Genomic DNA, 16035 nt, shown 5'->3' on the forward strand with positions numbered 1-16035 from the left:
TCGTCGCGCTGTCACCAATTCGTCACACGACGCAGTGTAGCTGGGGCGCCTCAGGCCAATCGCGGTGCCGCACCCGGGTCGAAGAACTCGCGCGGGCCGCGGAAGCCGGCCAGCCGGTCGAGCAGCGCCTGCCAGTCGGCCTCGCGCTCGATCGGGTTGAAGTGCTCGGTGTTGACGGCCAGCACCGGCGCCGCGTCGAAGCCCTCGAAGTAGCCGGCGTAGGCATCGGCCAGGCGCTGCAGGTAGTCGGCCGCGATGCGCTGCTCCATCGCGATCGCGCGGCGCTGGATGCGCTGCAGCAGCGTCGCGGTCGGCGCCTGCAGCCAGATCACGAGGTCGGGCTGCGGCACCTGCGGCGCGACCTGGCCATACATCTGGCTGTAGAGCCCGTATTCCTCGTCGCTCAGGTTCAGTCGCGCGAAGATCGCATCCTTGGCGAACACGAAATCGCTGACCACCGCCTGCGAGAACATGCCCGGCTGCGCCAGCGAGCGCACCTGGCGCAGCCGCTGGAACAGGAAGAACACCTGCGTCTGGAAGGCATAGCCGGACTGGTCGGCGTAGAAGCGCTCGAGGAACGGGTTCTCGCCCGCCTGCTCCATCATCGTCTCGGCCCCGAGGTGAGCAGCCAATCGGCGCGCGAGCGAGCTCTTGCCGACGCCGATCGGCCCCTCGATCGCGATGTGGCGGAAGCGCTCGAGCCCCGCGCTCACCGGAGAACTCATGAGCGGAAGATGAAGTACACCGCGCCGACCAGGCACAGCCCGGCCCATACGTAGTCGAGCTTGAACGGCTGGCCCATGTAGATCATCGCGAACGGCACGAACACGCCCAGCGTGATGACCTCCTGCGTGATCTTCAGCTGCGCGAGCGAGAAACCGCCGGCGTAGCCGATGCGGTTGGCCGGCACCTGCAGCAGGTACTCGAACAGCGCGATGCCCCAGCTGATCAGCGCCGCGACGAACCACGGCTTGTCGGCCAGGCTCTTCAGGTGGCCGTACCACGCGATGGTCATGAAGACGTTCGACGCGATCAGCAGCACGACGGTCTGCACCGACACGGGGATGGCATTCATGGGTCGATCCGCGAGAGGGGTTGGTGGTCGAGTCCGGCCAGCAGCGCCGCGACGCCGCCGCGGCCGGGAATGAGCACGCCGGGCGCCAGGTCGGCCAGCGGCGCGAGCACGAAGGCGCGCAGGTGCATGCGCGGGTGCGGCACGGTCAGCGTGGGTTCGTCGATCGCCTGCTCGCCGTACAGCAGCAGGTCGAGGTCGAGCGTGCGGGGTGCGTTGCGGTACGGCCGCTCACGGCCGTGAGCTGCCTCGATCGCCTGCAACCCGGCCAGCAGCGCCAGAGGCGGCAGCGTGGTGCGCAGGCGCGCGACGGCGTTGACGAAGTCGGGGCCTTGCGCATCGACCGGCTTGGTGCGGTACAGCGGCGAGGCCTGCAGCGCGTCGACGCCGGGCAAGGCCGCCAGTTCGGCGAGCGCCCGGGTCAGTGTTGCGCGCGCATCGCCGAGGTTGGCGCCCAGGCCGATAAAGGCCCATTCGGCGCGGGCTTCATTCGCCGGCATCGCCACCGGAGGCCGGGGCCGCGCCGCCACCGGCGCCGCCAGCACCACCTTCACCGCCGCCGGGCTTGCGGCGACGACGACGACGCTTGCGGGCCGGTTCGGCCGACAGGTCGCCGTCCGTCGTTTCGGCGCCCTCGTCCGCCTCGGCAGCTTCACCCGCCTTCGCGGACGCCGCGTCACGGGGCGCGGGCGCCGCACGCGGGCCGGACGGCGAACGCCGCGGCGCCTCGCGCGGGCCTTCGCGCGTGCCGTCGCGTTTGCCCTGCATCAGCCGATGCCGCTCGTCCGGATCGGCGAGCGAGAAGTCTTCCCACCAGCGCGCCAGCTCGGCCTCGATCTCGCCGGCGTCGGCGCGCAGCCGCAGGAAGTCGAACGCGGCGCGGAAGCGCGGCTGCTCGACCAGCGTGAACGGCCCGTTGCCGGTGCGGCGCTCGAAGCGCGGCTGCATCAGCCAGATCTCGCGCATGTCGCCGGCCAGCTTGCCGCGGCCGGAGATGTCGCCGATGCGCGCATCGAACACCGCATCGATCGCCTGCTGCAGCGCCGGGAACGGCGCCTCGCCGCCCTTCTTCAGGCGCAGCCAGCGGTCCAGCACCTCGTGCCACAGCATGCAGGCGAGCATGAAGCTCGGCGCCACCGGTTTGCTCTCGGCGACGCGGCGATCGGTGTCGGCCAGCGCGAGCTGCACGAACTTCTGGCGCGCCGGGTGCTTTTGCGCGTCGTCGAGCATCACGTCGAGGATCGGGAACAGCCCGCGCGCCGCGCCGGCCAGGCCCTGCTTGTGCAGCTCCTCGATGCTGGCCAGCGCGTGGCCGGTCTGCAGCAGCTTGATCATCTCGTCGAAGGTGCGCGAGGCCGGCACGCTGTCGAGCAGCGCGGCCAGCTCGCGGATCGGCGCCCGCGTCTTCGGGTCGATCGTGAAGCCGAGCTTGGCCGCGAAGCGCACGACGCGGATGATGCGCACCGGGTCTTCGCGGTAGCGGGTGACCGGGTCGCCGATGATGCGCAGCACCTTCTTCTTCGCGTCCTTGATGCCGCCGTGGTAGTCGACGACGATCTGGCGCTGCGGGTCGTAGTACATCGCGTTGACCGTGAAGTCGCGGCGCGCCGCATCCTCGATCTGCGGGCCCCAGACGTTGTCGCGCAGCACGCGGCCGGCCGCATCGACCGCATGGGTCTTGCCGGCCAGCTCGCTCTTCGAGGTTTTCTCGTTGCCGCTGACCTGCTCGGACGCCGTCGCGTCCATCATCGCGCGGAAGGTCGAGACCTCGATCACCTCGTGCTCGCGCCCACGGCCGAACACCACGTGCACGATGCGAAAGCGCCGGCCGATGATGAAGGCGCGCCGGAACAGCGCCTTGACCTGCTCGGGCGTGGCGCTGGTGGCGACGTCGAAATCCTTCGGCCGCAGCCCGACCAGCAGGTCGCGCACCGCGCCGCCGACGATGTAGGCCTCGTAGCCGGCATCGGCCAGGGTCTGCACCACGCGCACCGCGTTCTCGTCGACCAGCGCCGGGTCGATGCCGTGCTCGGCGGCCGCGACTTCGACCCGCTTGCCCTTGGGCACCGCGATCGGGGTGCTGGTCTTGCCCAGCAGCTTGTCAATGAACTTCTTGATCATTGGTTGAATAGTTGTAGTACTCGCCAGCCTCGCTCACGCGCCACGGTTTCGAGCGTCGGCGAGGGGTTGGTTGCCACCGGCTCGGTGGCGCATTCCAGCAGCGGCAGGTCGTTCGGCGAATCGCTGTAGACGCTGATTCGCTCGAAATCCTGCAGTCGATGCCCCAGGCCTGCCAGCCACTCGCGGGTGCGGGCCGTCTTGCCGTCTCGAAACGAAGGTGTTCCGTGGATCCGGCCCGTGATGTTACCCGCCGGACCGCGCTCCAGCTCCACCGCGAGCAGGTGGGGCACGTCGAAGGCCCGGGCGATCGGCGCCGTGACGAACTCGTTGGTCGCGGTGACGATGGCCACCAGGTCGCCGCGCGCCTGGTGGTCGCGCACCAGCGCGATGGCCGCCGGCAGCATCGCCGGCACGATCACCTCGCGCATGAAACCGGCCTGCGCGGCGGCCAGTTCGGCGGCCGGGCGGCCACGCCAGGCGCGCGTCGCGAACTCGATGTATTCGTGGATGTCGAGCGTGCCGGCCTGGTACTGCACGTAGAAGGCGTCGTTGGCGCGGCGGAATTCGTCGGTGTCGACCCAACCCAGGCGCAGCATGTGCTCGCCCCAGGCATGGTCGGAATCCAACGGAATCAGCGTGTGATCGAGGTCGAACAGGCACAGGTTCATGACGACTCCGGGCCTTCCTCGGTGAGCATCTGCTTGAGCAGCGGCACCGTGATCGCCCGCTTGTGCGCGAGCGCGAATTCGTCGAGCCGGTCGAGCAGCTTCATCAGGTGCTTCAGGTCGCGCGAGAAGCGCGTCAGCAGGTAGTCCATCACGTCGTCGGAGAGGAAGATGCCGCGCCGGTCGGCCTCGCGGCGCAGCGCGGCGCGGGCCTCGGCCTCGCCGAGCGGCTCGATCGCGAAGATGTGCCCCCAGCCGAGCCGGGTGCGCAGGTCCTCGCGCAGCGGCAGGTCGACCGGCGGCACGCGGGCAGCGGCCGCCACCGGGATGCCGTGCGTCGTCGCCTGCACGAACAGCGCGAACGCGGCGTGCTGGCCGGCTTCGTCGAGCGCGTCGCAATCGTCGAGAACGATCAGCATGTCGCCTTCGTCGAACAGCCACGGCAGGTCGTCGCCGGCGGTGAACCAGCTGACGCGGCCGCCCTGCTGCTGCACCGAGCTGGCGAGCGCCCGCAGCAGGTGCGTCTTGCCGGCGCCGGACGGCCCCCACAGCAGCACCGGGGCGGCCTGGCGCGTCAGGCCGCGCAGGTGGGCCAGCGCCAGCGCATTGCCGGCCGCGACGAAGGTCTCGAAGGTGTGCGCCGGGTCGCTGGCAATCAACAGGGGCAGTTGGCGCATCGCCCGGTCACCCGCGGAACAGCTTGCTGTGGAGGTAGGCGCCGCGCACGCGCCCCGCCGCCACCGCCATCACCGCACTGAGCGGCAGCGCGATCAGCACGCCGACGAAGCCGAACAGCTGGCCGAACGCGAGCAGCGCGAAGATCACCGTCAGCGGGCTCAGCCCGATGCGCTCGCCGACCAGGCGCGGCGTGAGGTACACGCTCTCCAGCACCTGGCCCGCGCCGTACACCACCGCGACCGCGACCAGCCCGTAGGCGCTCGCGAACTGCAGCGTGCCGGCCAGCAGCGCCAGCACCAGCCCCAGCCCGAAGCCGAGGTAGGGAATGAAGACCGCCAGGCCGGTGAACACGCCGACCGGCACCGCCAGGTCGAAGCCGAACAGCGCGAGGCCGATGCTGTAGCAGACCGCGAGGATGCCCATCACCAGCAGCTGGCCGCGCAGGTACTGGCCGAGCACCGCATCGCATTCGTCCATGAAACTGCGCACGCCCGGCTGCAGGCGCGGCGGGATCAGGTCCTCCAGGCGCTTCACCTGGTGCGGCCAGTCCATCAGCAGGTAGAACAGCACGACCGGGATCAGCACCGCGTTGCCGACGATCGCGAGCAGGAAGCTGCCGCCGATGCGCGCCGAACTGAGCACGGTGCCGACCCACTCCTCCATGTTGTCGCCCAGGCGCTGGACGACGAATTCCTTGATGCTCGCGGTGTCGAGCTGCGCATGGATGCCCAGTTGCGCGAGCCACGGCGTCGCCCACAGGCTGAAGCGGTCGATCAGCAGCGGCACCTGCTGGCGCAGCAGCGGCAGCTCCTTCGACAAGATGGGCACGATCAGCAGCAGCACCGTCAGCACCAGCAGCAGCGCCAGCACCTCGACGCCCAGCACCGCCAGCACGCGCGGCACGCCGCGTGCGGCCAGGCGCTCGACCGGCGGATGCAGCGCATAGGCCAGCACCGCGCCGACGATGAACGGCGTCAGCACCGGCGCCAGCAGCCACACCAGCACCAGCAGCACCAGGGCGATGGCCAGCCACGAAAGGGTTTGACGCTGCGCAGGAGAGAGTTGCATCGACGGGGTCGGTGATGCCGGCGTGCTCAGTTTTGAAAGCGAGACCCGGGGTGGGCGGTGCCGGCAGGAAGCGGCAAATTCTAAGGGCCGGTGGCGCCGGGCCCCAAAACGGCTGAAACCGGTGTCAGCGTGGCACCGGTGAGGCAGGTCAGTGCAGGCGCCGCGGTCCGGCGCTGCGCAGCCGGGCGACGCGGGCGCGGATCGCCGACTGGTCTTCGGCCGCCCGCGCGTGGGCCAGGTACAGGTCCAGGTCGTGCAGCGCCTCGCCGGTCATGCCGAGTTCGGCGTAGGCGAGGCCGCGGTCGCGCCGCTCCTCCCAGGCGTCGGGCAGCAGCACCACGAGCCGGTTCAGCACCTGCAGCAGGCGCGGCCAGTCTTCGCCGCTGCGGTGGATTTCCTTCAGGTTGCGCAGGATGCGCGCCAGCACGTCGCGCGCCGGCGCGGCCTGCAGGAACAGCCCGAGCGGTACGTCGAAATCGCCCACCAGGCCATGGCTCTGGCGGTAGGGCATCAGCAGGTCGTCGAGTTCGTCGCGCGACAGCGAATGGCCGGTGAACGGATCGATCACCACCTCGCCCTGCGGCATGTGCAGCTTGACGAGGAAATGCCCGGGGAACGACACGCCGCGCGCCTGCAGGCCGATCTGCGTGGCCAGTTCGATGTACAGCACCGCCAGCGTGATCGGGATGCCGCGCCGCGTGCGCAGCACCGTGCCGAGGTGGCTGTTGCCGGGATCGTAGTAGTCGTTGACGTTGCCGGCGAAGCCGAGGTCGTTGAAGAAGAAGTGGTTGAGCCGGCGCAGGCGCTGCAGCGGCACCGCATCGGCCGGCACGCGCTGCATCAGGCGCAGCGCGAGCTGGTCGATCTCGGCCAGCACCGATTGGGCATCGAGGCCGGGATCGTCGTCCTGGCCGATCGCGACCGCGGCCTCGGTCAGCGACAGGCTGGCGTCATCCGCCACCAGCGACGCGAAATACTCCAGCGCGGTGGGCGCTTCGAACTGCAACGGACGGGCCATCCAGCCAGTTTAGCGTCGCATTTCAGCCTCGCCGGGCGAACTGCTTCAGGTTCAACCCGGTGGCGAGCAGGGTTCCGAAGTAAACGATCGCCGCGCCGCCCAGGCAGGCGGCCAGCCACGCGGCGCGCGCGCCGTGCTGCTGGCCGAGCGCGATCCAGTCGAGCTTCAGCGACGCGTAGCCGAGCAAGGCGCCCAGCAGCGTGGTCGCCAGCAGCACCCGCCAGGTGAAGCCGGCCCAGCCCGCCGACGGCGTGTAGCTGCCCGACCGGCGCAGGCCGACGAACAGCCAGCCGGCATTGACCAGCGCGCCCAGCCCGATCGACAGCGCCAGCCCCGCATGGCCGAGCTGCGGCACGAACAGCAGGTTCATCACCTGCGTCAGCACCAGCACGACCACGGCGATCTTCACCGGCGTGCGGATGTCCTGCCGGGCGTAGAAGCCGGGCGCGAGGATCTTGACGCCGATCAGCCCCATCAGGCCGACGCCGTAGCCGCGCAGCGCCAGCACGGTCTGCGCGACGTCTTCGGCCCGGAAGGCCCCGCGGTGGTAGAGCGACGCGACCAGCGGCGTCGTGAACACCAGCAGTGCCACCGCGCACGGCAGCGCGAGCAGCAGCACCAGGCGCAGGCCCCAGTCGAGCAGGCCGGAGTACGCGTCGGCATCGGCGCGCGCCTGGGCCGACGACAGCTGCGGGATCAGCACCACGCCGAGCGCGACGCCGAGCAGTGCGGTCGGGAACTCCATCAGCCGGTCGGCATAGGTCAGCCACGACACCGCGCCGACGCCGACGTGCGACGCGATCTGCGTGTTGATCAGCAGCGACAGCTGCGCCACCGACACGCCCAGCAGCGCCGGCGCCATCTGACGCAGCACGCGGTGCACGCCAGGGTGGTGCCAGGCGGCGCGGATGCGCCCGGGCGTCATGCCGATGCGCGGCAACTGGCCGATGCGCGCGAGCGCCGGCAGCTGCACCGCCAGTTGCAGCACGCCGCCGATCATCACGCCGACCGCCATCGCGTAGATCGGCTCGACGCCCCAGCGGCGGAACACCGGCGCCAGGCCCCAGCCGGCGCCGATCACCGCCAGGTTCAGCAGCACCGGCGACGCGGCCGGCACCGCGAACTGCTTCCAGGTGTTGAGCACGCCGGCGGCCAGCGCGACCAGCGAGATGAAGCCGATGTAGGGGAACATCCAGCGCGTCATCACGACGGCGCCGTCGAACTGCGCGAGGCCGGAGGCCATCAGCCAGACGATCACCGGTGCCCCGACCATGCCCGCCACGCAGGTGACGAGCAGCGCCCAGAACAGCACGGTGGCGACGGCGTTGACCAGCAGGTGGGTGACCTCGTCGCCCTCGCGGGTGCGGGTCTCGCCGAGGATGGGCACGAAGGCCTGCGCGAAGGCGCCTTCGGCGAACAGCCGGCGCAGCATGTTGGGGATGCGGAACGCGGCCTGGAAAGCGTCGGTCCAGGCGCCGGCGCCGAACATCGCGGCGACCATCAGCTCGCGCCCCAGCCCGGTGATGCGCGACGCCAGGGTCAGCAGGGAGACGACGGAGGCGGCACGCAGCAGGTTCATGGGCGGGGGCAGGAAGCGGGCGGATTATAGGTAGCGCCTGCTCACCGCTCGTGTCTCGATTTGCCCGGGCCGAAATGTGAATGCTATACTCGCGGTCTTTGCCCCACCCACCTGGATCACGCAAACAAATGGCTACTTCCTCCAAAGTCAAGAAGACGGTCCGCATCGCGTCGGGCCGCAAGCGCGTCCGTCAAGACGTGAAGCTCAACGCCGCCAACACCGCGCTGCGTTCGAAGTTCCGGACGGTCGTCAAGAACGTTCAGAAGGCCGTTGTCGCCGGCGACAAGGCCAAGGCTGCCGAAATCTTCAAGACCGCCCAGGGCGTGATTGATTCCGTGGCTGACAAGGGCCTGTTCCACAAGAACAAGGCCGCTCGCCACAAGAGCCGCCTGTCGGCCAAGATCAAGGCTCTCGCAGCCTGATTGAAAAGATTCCAGGTGGTAAGTGAAAAGGCCCGCTCAGCGGGCCTTTTTCATTGGTGCCGTCAGATGCGCTGATCAGGCGGCCTGTTGGGCCGGCGGCGGCACCGGCGCCAGTTGCCCGTTCGGCAGCAGGCAGGCCTCGACGACCTGCAGGTCGTTGTCGCGCGCGAAGTTCATCACGAAGTCCCAGGCCATCGGCTCCAGCGCCTTCAGCTCCTCGCTGACGATCACGCACTTCACGCCGTTGATCACGCGCGGCACGCAGTACGGCGAATAGCCGATGAACGAGCCGATGCCGCCGGCCGAGCCGCCCGGGCGGAAGCTCGACATCGCACCCGCCAGCCGCTCCGCCCAATCGCTGGGGCGGAAGGTCTTGCCATCCTTGGTGAGGCCTTGGATGAACACTTCGCGGGGCAAGGGTGAGGTCATGCGTGCTGCGGGCGTGGGTCGAACGAATGGCGGGTCGGCCGGCGGCTATTGTGCCGCGAATATGCTGCGCCGCAGCAGATTGCCGAGCCCGGGAAGGGCTGGCGCCTGTGCCTTTATCGGCGCGTCGGACCCGACCCTTAGAATCCAAGGCCCCGGGCGGCGCGCTGCTGCCCTGTATTCCGCACTTCCGCGCACTTCCGGAGTCCTGCCGCAATGAATGCGACCACCACCCCCGCTGCCCAGCCCATGCCCCACGTGATGCCGACCTACGGTCGCCTGCCGTTCGCGCTGTCGCATGGCCGAGGCTGCTGGGTGTGGGACACCGACGGCAAGAAATACCTCGACGGCCTGGGCGGCATCGCCGTCAACACCGTCGGCCATGCGCACCCGAAGCTGGTCGCCGCGTTGCAGGACCAGGTCGGCAAGCTGATCCACAGTTCCAACTACTACCAGGTGCCGCTGCAGGAGCAGCTCGCCGCCAAGCTGACCGAGTTGTCCGGGCTGACCAACGCCTTCTTCTGCAGCACCGGCCTCGAAGCCAATGAAGGCGCGCTGAAGATCGCCCGCAAGTTCGGCCACGACAAGGGCATCGAGCGCCCGGAGATCATCGTCTACGAGAAGGCCTTCCATGGCCGCTCGATCGCGACGCTCTCGGCCACCGGCAACACCAAGGTGCAGGCCGGCTTCGGCCCGCTGGTCGAAGGCTTCGTGCGCGTGCCGCTGAACGACCTCGCCGCGGTGCGCAAGGTGGCGGCCGAGAACCCGAACGTCGTCGCGGTGTTCCTGGAGGTGATCCAGGGCGAAGGCGGCATCAACGTCTCGACCGTCGAGTACCTGCAGGGCATCCGCAAGATCTGCGACGAGCGCGGCTGGCTGCTGATGCTCGACGAGGTGCAGTGCGGCCTCGGCCGCACCGGCAAGTGGTTCGCGCACCAGTGGGCCGGCATCAAGCCGGACGTGATGCCGCTCGCCAAGGGCCTGGGCTCGGGCGTGCCGGTCGGCGCGATCGTCTGCGGCCCGAAGGCGGCGAACGTGCTCGGCCCGGGCAACCACGGCAGCACCTTCGGCGGCAACCCGCTCGCGATGCGCGCCGGCGTCGAGACGCTGCGCATCATGGAAGAAGAGAAGCTGCTCGAGAACGCCGCCACCGTCGGCGCCGCGCTGAAAGCCGGCATCGAGAAGGAGCTGTCCGGCGTGGCGGGCTTCGTCGAGGTGCGCGGCCAGGGCCTGATGCTCGGCATCGAGCTCGACCGCCCGTGCGGCGTGCTGCTGAACCGCGCGGCCGAGGCCGGCCTGCTGCTGAGCGTCACCGCCGATCGCGTGATCCGCCTGGTGCCCTCGCTGATCCTCACCGCCGACGAAGCGGCGCAGATCGTGGCCATCCTGTGCCCGCTGGTGAAGCGCTTCCTGTCCGAAACCCCCGCCACGCCATGAAGCCCGGCATGAGCCTCATCAAGCACTACCTGCAGTTCAAGGACTTCCGCGCCGAGGAATACGCCTACCTGTTCGAGCGCTCGGGCATCATCAAGAAGCGCTTCAAGAACTACGAGAAGTACACGCCGCTGGTCGACCGCACGCTCGCGATGATCTTCGAGAAGGCCTCCACGCGCACCCGCGTCAGCTTCGAGGCCGGCATGTACCAGATGGGCGGCTCGGTGGTGAACCTGACCACCGGCGACAGCCAGCTCGGCCGCGCCGAACCCATCGAGGACAGCGCGCGCGTGATCAGCCGCATGGTCGACGTGGTGATGATCCGCACCTACGAGCAGACCAAGCTCGAGGCCTTCGCGGCCAACTCGCGCGTGCCGGTCATCAACGGGCTGACCAACGAATACCACCCGTGCCAGATCCTGGCCGACGTCTTCACCTACATCGAGCACCGCGGCAGCATCGCCGGCAAGGTGGTGGCGTGGGTCGGCGACGGCAACAACATGGCCAGCACCTGGCTGCAGGCGGCCAGCATCCTCGGCTTCACGCTGCACGTCAGCACGCCGTCGGGCTACGAGGTCGACGCGAAGGCGGCGGGCATCAACGACACCAGCGACACCGGCTGCATCAAGGTCTTCAAGGATCCGCTCGAAGCCTGCGCCGGCGCCCACCTGGTGACCACCGACGTGTGGACCAGCATGGGCTACGAAGCCGAAAACGAGGCCCGCATGAAGGCCTTCGCCGACTGGTGCGTCGACCGCGAGATGATGGCCGCGGCGCAGCCCGACGCGCTCTTCATGCACTGCCTGCCGGCGCACCGCGGCGAGGAGGTCGAGGCCGACGTGATCGACGGGCCGCAATCGGTCGTCTGGGACGAGGCCGAGAACCGCATGCACGTCCAGAAGGCCTTGATGGAGTACCTGCTGCTGGGCCGCATCGGTTGAACCCGGTCGATCCGCGGCACACGCCCGCATGAAGCTTGCCCTCATCACCGATCTGCACGCCAACCGCGAGGCCGTCGAGGCGGTGCTCGCGCATGCGCAGTCGCAGGGCGTGCAGCAGCATGTGTTCCTCGGCGACTACGTCGGCTACGGCGCCGAGCCGGGCTGGGTGGTCGACTGCGTGCAGGCGCATGTGGCCGACGGCGCGATCGCGGTGCTCGGCAACCACGACGCGGCCGCGGTGCAGGGCCCGCAGCCGACCATGGTGCCCGACGCCCGCGAGGCCGCCGCCTGGACGCACGAGCGCCTGACGCCGCCGCAGCTCGATTTCCTGGCCAAGCTGCCGCTCACCGCGCGCGACGCCGACCGCCTCTACGTGCACGCCAACGCGCATGCGCCGGCCGCGTGGGGCTACGTCACCGGCCGGCTCGACGCGGTGCGCAGCCTGCACGCCACCGATGCGCGCATCACCTTCTGCGGCCATGTGCACGAGCCGCTGCTGTTCCACCTGTCGGGCACCGGCAAGGTCGGCGATTTCACGCCGGTGCCGGGTGTCCCGATCCCGCTGTCGCCGCAGCGGCAATGGCTGGTGATCCCCGGTTCGTCCGGCCAGCCGCGAGACGGCAACCCGGCGGCCGCCTACGCCACGTTCGACACCGTCAGCGGCGACCTCACCTACCACCGCGTGCCCTACGACCATGAGGCCGCGGCCGCCAAGGTGCTGGCCGCCGGCCTGCCCGAACGGCTCGCGCAGCGCCTGATCGATGGGCACTGAGGCCGGGCCGGCGAAGCCCTCGTCGCGCCTGGCCGCCGGCCAGGTCATCGACGGCTTCCGGCTCGATGCCCACCTGCACCAGGGCGGCATGGCCAACCTGTGGGCGGTGACGCGGCTCGGCAGCGACGACCCGATGCCGCTGATCATGAAGGTGCCGCGCATCAAGGGTGGCGAAGATCCGACCAGCATCGTCGGCTTCGAGGTCGAGCAGATGATCCTGCCGTCGATCAGCGGCGTGCACGTGCCGAAGTTCATCGCCAAGGCCGACTTCACCGGGCAACCGTTCATCGTGATGGAGCGCCTGTCGGGCGACTCGCTGCGCAAGCGCTTCGACGACGCGCCGCTGCCGATCGACGAGGTGGTGCGCTGCGGCGCGCTGATCGCGACGGCGCTGCACGACCTGCACCGCCAGCACGTGGTGCACCTCGACGTGAAGCCCAGCAACATCATGTTCCGCAAGGCCGCGGACGGCTCGCGCAGCGACGCGGTGCTGGTCGACTTCGGCCTGTCGCGCCACGATTTTTTGCCCGACCTGCTCGACGAGGAGTTCGAGCTGCCGATGGGCACCGGCCCCTACATGTCGCCGGAGCAGGTGCAGTTCATCCGCAACGACCCGCGCAGCGACCTGTTCGCGCTCGGCGTGCTGCTGTACCACCTGCTGACCGGCGAGCGCCCGTTCGGTGCGCCCACCAGCGTGCGCGGGCTGCGCCAGCGGCTGTATCAAGACCCGCTGCCGCCGCTCGCGTGGCGGCCCGACTGCCCGCCGTGGCTGCAGGAGCTGGTGCTGCGCTGCCTCGAGGTGCAGCCCGACAAGCGGCACCAGAGCGCGGCGCAGCTCGCCTTCGAGCTGCAGAACCCGGAGCAGGTGGTGCTGACCGACCGCGCGACGCGGCGTGCGCGCAGCGGCCGCGTGCAGACGCTGCGGCGCTGGTTCGCGGCGCTCGGCGCCGAGCCGGCCGAGCGCGGCAATGCCGCGGGGCAGGCGGCGCGCAGCCCGATCCTGCTGGCCGCGGTGGATGTCGCGAACGCCGAGCCGGCGCTGCTCGAGGCGGTGCGCGACACGGTGCAGCGCCTGCTGCACACCGAGCCCGGTGCGCGCCTCGCGTGCCTGGCTGTGCTGAAGATCAACCGCATCGGCATGGACGAGCTGCTCGACAAGGACGGCGGCAGCAAGCACGTGGGCCTGCTGGTGCAGCTGAAGCACTGGGCGCGCCCGCTGCTGCAGGACCTGGAGGCCACGCGCCCCGAACAGGCCGGGCGCGTGACCTTCCACGTGCTCGAGGCGCCCGATGCGGCCACGGCGATCGTCGACTACGCGCGGAAGAACCAGGTCGACCACGTCGTGATGGGCGCGCGCAGCAGCGGCGGGCTGCGGCGCTACCTGGGCAGCGTGTCGGCCGAGGTGGTGGCGCAGTCGGACTGCACGGTGACGGTGGTGCGCAGCTTGCTTCGACCTGCTCCATGAGCCACCCGGCCCCCGATCCCCGGTTCGGTCCGCTGCGCACGCACGGCCGCTTCGACTACTCGCCGATCACGCAGCGGCCGGATTTCTGCTGGCCCAACGGGCAGCGGCTGGCGGTGTACCTCGGCTTCAACCTCGAGGACTTCGCGTTCGGCGAAGGGCTGGGCGCATCGCTCGGCCCGGCGTCGCCGCACCCCGACGTGCTGAACCACAGCTGGCGCGAGTACGGCAACCGCGTCGGCGCGTGGCGCTGCCTGGAGCTGTTCGACCAGCTCGCGATGCCGGCCGGCGTGATCCTGAACACCGCGCTGTACGAGCTGAGCGCGCCGCTGGTCGATGCCTTCGTGCAGCGCGGCGACGAGATGATCGCGCACGGTCACACCAACTCGGTCCGGCAGGGATCGCTGGCCGAGGCCGACGAGCGCGCATTGATCGAGCACTGCCGCGACACGATGACGCGCCGCCATGCATTGGCGCCGCGCGGCTGGCTGTCACCATGGATCTCGGAAAGCCACGTCACGCCCGACCTGCTGGCCGAGGCCGGTTTCCAGTACACGCTGAACTGGTGCCACGACGACCAGCCGGTGCGCCTGCGCACGCGCGGCGGCGGCACGCTGTGGTCGGTGCCCTACCCGCAGGAGCTGAACGACATCCCGATGGTCATCGCGCGGCAGATGGACGCGAAGGACTTCGCGCAGATGATCGTCGACCAGTTCGACGAGATGCTGGAGCAGTCGCAGCGCCAGCCGCTGGTGATGGGCATCGCGCTGCACCCGTACATCGTCGGGCAACCGTATCGGCTGCGGCACCTGCGGCGCGCGCTGCGGCATGTGATGGACCACCACCGCGAGATCTGGGTCACGACGCCGGGGGCGATCGTGTCGGCGATGGAGGATATGGCGCGATAAATGGCTTGCGCGCCACTTCGAGTGGCGCAATACTGGCGCGATTCCATCCCAGGAATTGACGCGAATGCCACGAATCACGCCACAACAGGAGTTCGACCGCCTGGCCGCACTGATTGCCGCGCATCCCGCTGGCATTGGCCTGGACGCGATTTCCCAAGCGCTGGACGAGCCGGTGAAGCGCCGGACGCTGCAGCGCCGCCTGGCCGCGCTCGTCGAGCAGAACCGCATCGTCACGCAGGGTGACGGGCGGTCGACGCGCTACCTGGCACGACCTATCGGGGTAGCCGAACCTCTTCCCACCTACGGCCGTACCGACAGGTCCCGCGCCATCGCCGCGGCCACGGCGTCCATATCTCCGGAAGGCGAAGAGATCCGGGCCTACGTCCACCTGCCGCGCCTGCAGCGCCGGCCGGTGGGCTACAACCTCTCGTTCCTGGAGGACTACCTCCCCAACCAGACGGCCTACCTGCCGCAAGGCTTGCGCGACCGGCTGCACGCCATGGGGCAATCTCCCTCGGAGCAGGCGCCGGCCGGCACGTTTGCCAAGGACATCCTCGCCCGGCTGCTGATCGACCTCTCATGGGCTTCCTCCCGGCTGGAAGGCAACACCTACAGCCGCCTAGACACCGAGCGGCTGATCGAGTTCGGCCAGGCCGCCGAAGGCAAGGACGCGCTGGAAACCCAGATGATCCTCAACCACAAGGAGGCCATCGAATACCTGGTGCGAGACCCGGAACGCGCGAGCATGAAGCCGGACACGCTCATCACGCTGCACGCGCTGCTGTCGGACGGCCTGATGGCCGACCCGTCGGCCGTGGGCCGCATCCGACGCCGAGGCGTCGGGATCGGCGGCAGCGTGTACCTGCCGCCAAGCCCGCAACAGCAACTGGAGGCCCTGTTCGACATCGTCGTGCAGACGGCCGCGGAGATCCGCGATCCCTTCGAGCAGGCCTTCTTCCTGATGGTGCACGTGCCCTACCTGCAACCCTTCGAGGACGTGAACAAGCGCGTGTCCCGGCTGGCCGCCAACATCCCGTTCATCCGCCACAACCTGTGCCCGCTGTCGTTCATCGAGGTACCGCAGCAAGACTACGTGGACGGGCTGCTCGGGGTCTATGAACTGAACCGCATCGAACTGCTGCGCGACGTCTTCGTCTCGGCCTACGGGCATTCGTGCCAGCACTATGTCGCGGTCATTCGGGACCTGGTCCCGCCGGATGTCTTCCGGCTTCGACATCGCAGGGCGTTGAGCGAAGTAGTCGCGGGCATCGTGCGCGGCGGCGATGCGGTCACCGCGTCAACGGTGCGGGCCAGGATCCCTTCGACGGTCGACGCGAGCGAGCAAGATCACTTCGTCGACTTGGTCCTCGGCGAGTTCAAGAGCCTGCATGCAGGCAATGCCGTTCGCTTCGGCCTCAGGCCACTGGAGTTCGCGGCCTGGCAGGAGGGGAACAAGGGTCACGCCTGAG

At 69.5% G+C, this 16035-nt stretch carries 17 protein-coding genes; 7 read left to right on the forward strand and 10 right to left on the reverse strand.

The window, feature by feature from the left end; all coding sequences use genetic code 11:
- Nucleotides 1-50 precede the first annotated feature (50 nt).
- From BUE42_RS13770 to murJ, 9 genes are all read right to left on the reverse strand, one after another.
- Nucleotides 51-725, reverse strand: a complete 675-nt coding sequence (locus BUE42_RS13770) for a deoxynucleoside kinase (RefSeq protein WP_073465677.1) — start codon at nt 723-725, stop codon at nt 51-53.
- Complete coding sequence (locus BUE42_RS13775) at nt 722-1075, reverse strand: DMT family protein (RefSeq protein WP_073465678.1); 354 nt, start codon at nt 1073-1075, stop codon at nt 722-724. Before BUE42_RS13775 ends, BUE42_RS13770 begins: the two co-directional genes overlap by 4 nt.
- Nucleotides 1072-1572 carry a 2-amino-4-hydroxy-6-hydroxymethyldihydropteridine diphosphokinase gene (folK, locus tag BUE42_RS13780; protein WP_073465750.1) on the reverse strand — a complete coding sequence of 167 codons (501 nt, stop codon included), beginning with the start codon at nt 1570-1572 and terminating at the stop codon, nt 1072-1074. Before folK ends, BUE42_RS13775 begins: the two co-directional genes overlap by 4 nt.
- Nucleotides 1559-3193 carry a polynucleotide adenylyltransferase PcnB gene (gene pcnB, locus BUE42_RS13785; RefSeq protein ID WP_073465679.1) on the reverse strand — a complete coding sequence of 545 codons (1635 nt, stop codon included), beginning with the start codon at nt 3191-3193 and terminating at the stop codon, nt 1559-1561. The genes folK and pcnB overlap by 14 nt, the downstream gene beginning before the upstream one ends.
- Nucleotides 3190-3861 (reverse strand): HAD family hydrolase, encoded by a 672-nt coding sequence (locus BUE42_RS13790; RefSeq protein ID WP_073465680.1) that lies wholly within the window; start codon nt 3859-3861, stop codon nt 3190-3192. Before BUE42_RS13790 ends, pcnB begins: the two co-directional genes overlap by 4 nt.
- A complete protein-coding gene (gene hda, locus BUE42_RS13795; RefSeq protein ID WP_073465681.1) occupies nt 3858-4535 on the reverse strand; it encodes a DnaA regulatory inactivator Hda in 678 nt (225 codons plus the stop codon). The genes BUE42_RS13790 and hda overlap by 4 nt, the downstream gene beginning before the upstream one ends.
- Before the next feature lie 7 nt (nt 4536-4542).
- On the reverse strand, nt 4543-5604 hold the full coding sequence (locus BUE42_RS13800; RefSeq protein ID WP_073465682.1) for an AI-2E family transporter: 1062 nt from the start codon (nt 5602-5604) through the stop codon (nt 4543-4545).
- Nucleotides 5605-5752: 148 nt separating this feature from the next.
- Entirely contained in the window at nt 5753-6622 is an 870-nt protein-coding gene (locus tag BUE42_RS13805) for a SirB1 family protein (protein ID WP_073465683.1), read from the reverse strand.
- Between the two features lie 22 nt (nt 6623-6644).
- Nucleotides 6645-8201 carry a murein biosynthesis integral membrane protein MurJ gene (gene murJ / locus BUE42_RS13810; protein WP_073465684.1) on the reverse strand — a complete coding sequence of 519 codons (1557 nt, stop codon included), beginning with the start codon at nt 8199-8201 and terminating at the stop codon, nt 6645-6647.
- A 128-nt stretch (nt 8202-8329) separates the two neighbouring features.
- Here murJ and rpsT point away from each other — a divergent pair, with 128 nt between their 5' ends.
- Nucleotides 8330-8623, forward strand: coding sequence for a 30S ribosomal protein S20 (gene rpsT / locus BUE42_RS13815; protein ID WP_047500675.1), 294 nt, complete (start codon nt 8330-8332; stop codon nt 8621-8623).
- Between the two features lie 75 nt (nt 8624-8698).
- On the opposite strand, the gene BUE42_RS13820 is transcribed toward rpsT, so the two are convergent.
- On the reverse strand, nt 8699-9052 hold the full coding sequence (locus BUE42_RS13820; RefSeq protein ID WP_056805635.1) for a DUF3579 domain-containing protein: 354 nt from the start codon (nt 9050-9052) through the stop codon (nt 8699-8701).
- A gap of 213 nt (nt 9053-9265) precedes the next feature.
- On the opposite strand from BUE42_RS13820, the gene BUE42_RS13825 reads away from it, so the two are divergent.
- The 6 genes from BUE42_RS13825 (at nt 9266) to BUE42_RS13850 (ending at nt 16034) form a co-directional block, all read left to right on the forward strand.
- Nucleotides 9266-10486 (forward strand): aspartate aminotransferase family protein, encoded by a 1221-nt coding sequence (locus BUE42_RS13825; protein WP_073465685.1) that lies wholly within the window; start codon nt 9266-9268, stop codon nt 10484-10486.
- On the forward strand, nt 10483-11424 hold the full coding sequence (argF, locus tag BUE42_RS13830; protein WP_073465686.1) for an ornithine carbamoyltransferase: 942 nt from the start codon (nt 10483-10485) through the stop codon (nt 11422-11424). The genes BUE42_RS13825 and argF overlap by 4 nt, the downstream gene beginning before the upstream one ends.
- 28 nt (nt 11425-11452) lie before the next feature.
- Nucleotides 11453-12196, forward strand: a complete 744-nt coding sequence (locus BUE42_RS13835; RefSeq protein WP_073465687.1) for a metallophosphoesterase family protein — start codon at nt 11453-11455, stop codon at nt 12194-12196.
- Nucleotides 12186-13661 (forward strand): serine/threonine protein kinase, encoded by a 1476-nt coding sequence (locus BUE42_RS13840; RefSeq protein ID WP_073465688.1) that lies wholly within the window; start codon nt 12186-12188, stop codon nt 13659-13661. Before BUE42_RS13835 ends, BUE42_RS13840 begins: the two co-directional genes overlap by 11 nt.
- A complete protein-coding gene (locus BUE42_RS13845) occupies nt 13658-14566 on the forward strand; it encodes a polysaccharide deacetylase family protein (protein ID WP_073465689.1) in 909 nt (302 codons plus the stop codon). The genes BUE42_RS13840 and BUE42_RS13845 overlap by 4 nt, the downstream gene beginning before the upstream one ends.
- Nucleotides 14567-14630: 64 nt before the next feature.
- Nucleotides 14631-16034 (forward strand): Fic family protein, encoded by a 1404-nt coding sequence (locus tag BUE42_RS13850; protein ID WP_073465690.1) that lies wholly within the window; start codon nt 14631-14633, stop codon nt 16032-16034.
- The last annotated feature ends 1 nt before the right edge of the window (nt 16035 follow it).

It is taken from the genome of Rhizobacter sp. OV335 (genome assembly GCF_900142965.1).
In the GTDB taxonomy this organism is placed as follows: Bacteria; Pseudomonadota; Gammaproteobacteria; order Burkholderiales; family Burkholderiaceae_C; genus Rhizobacter.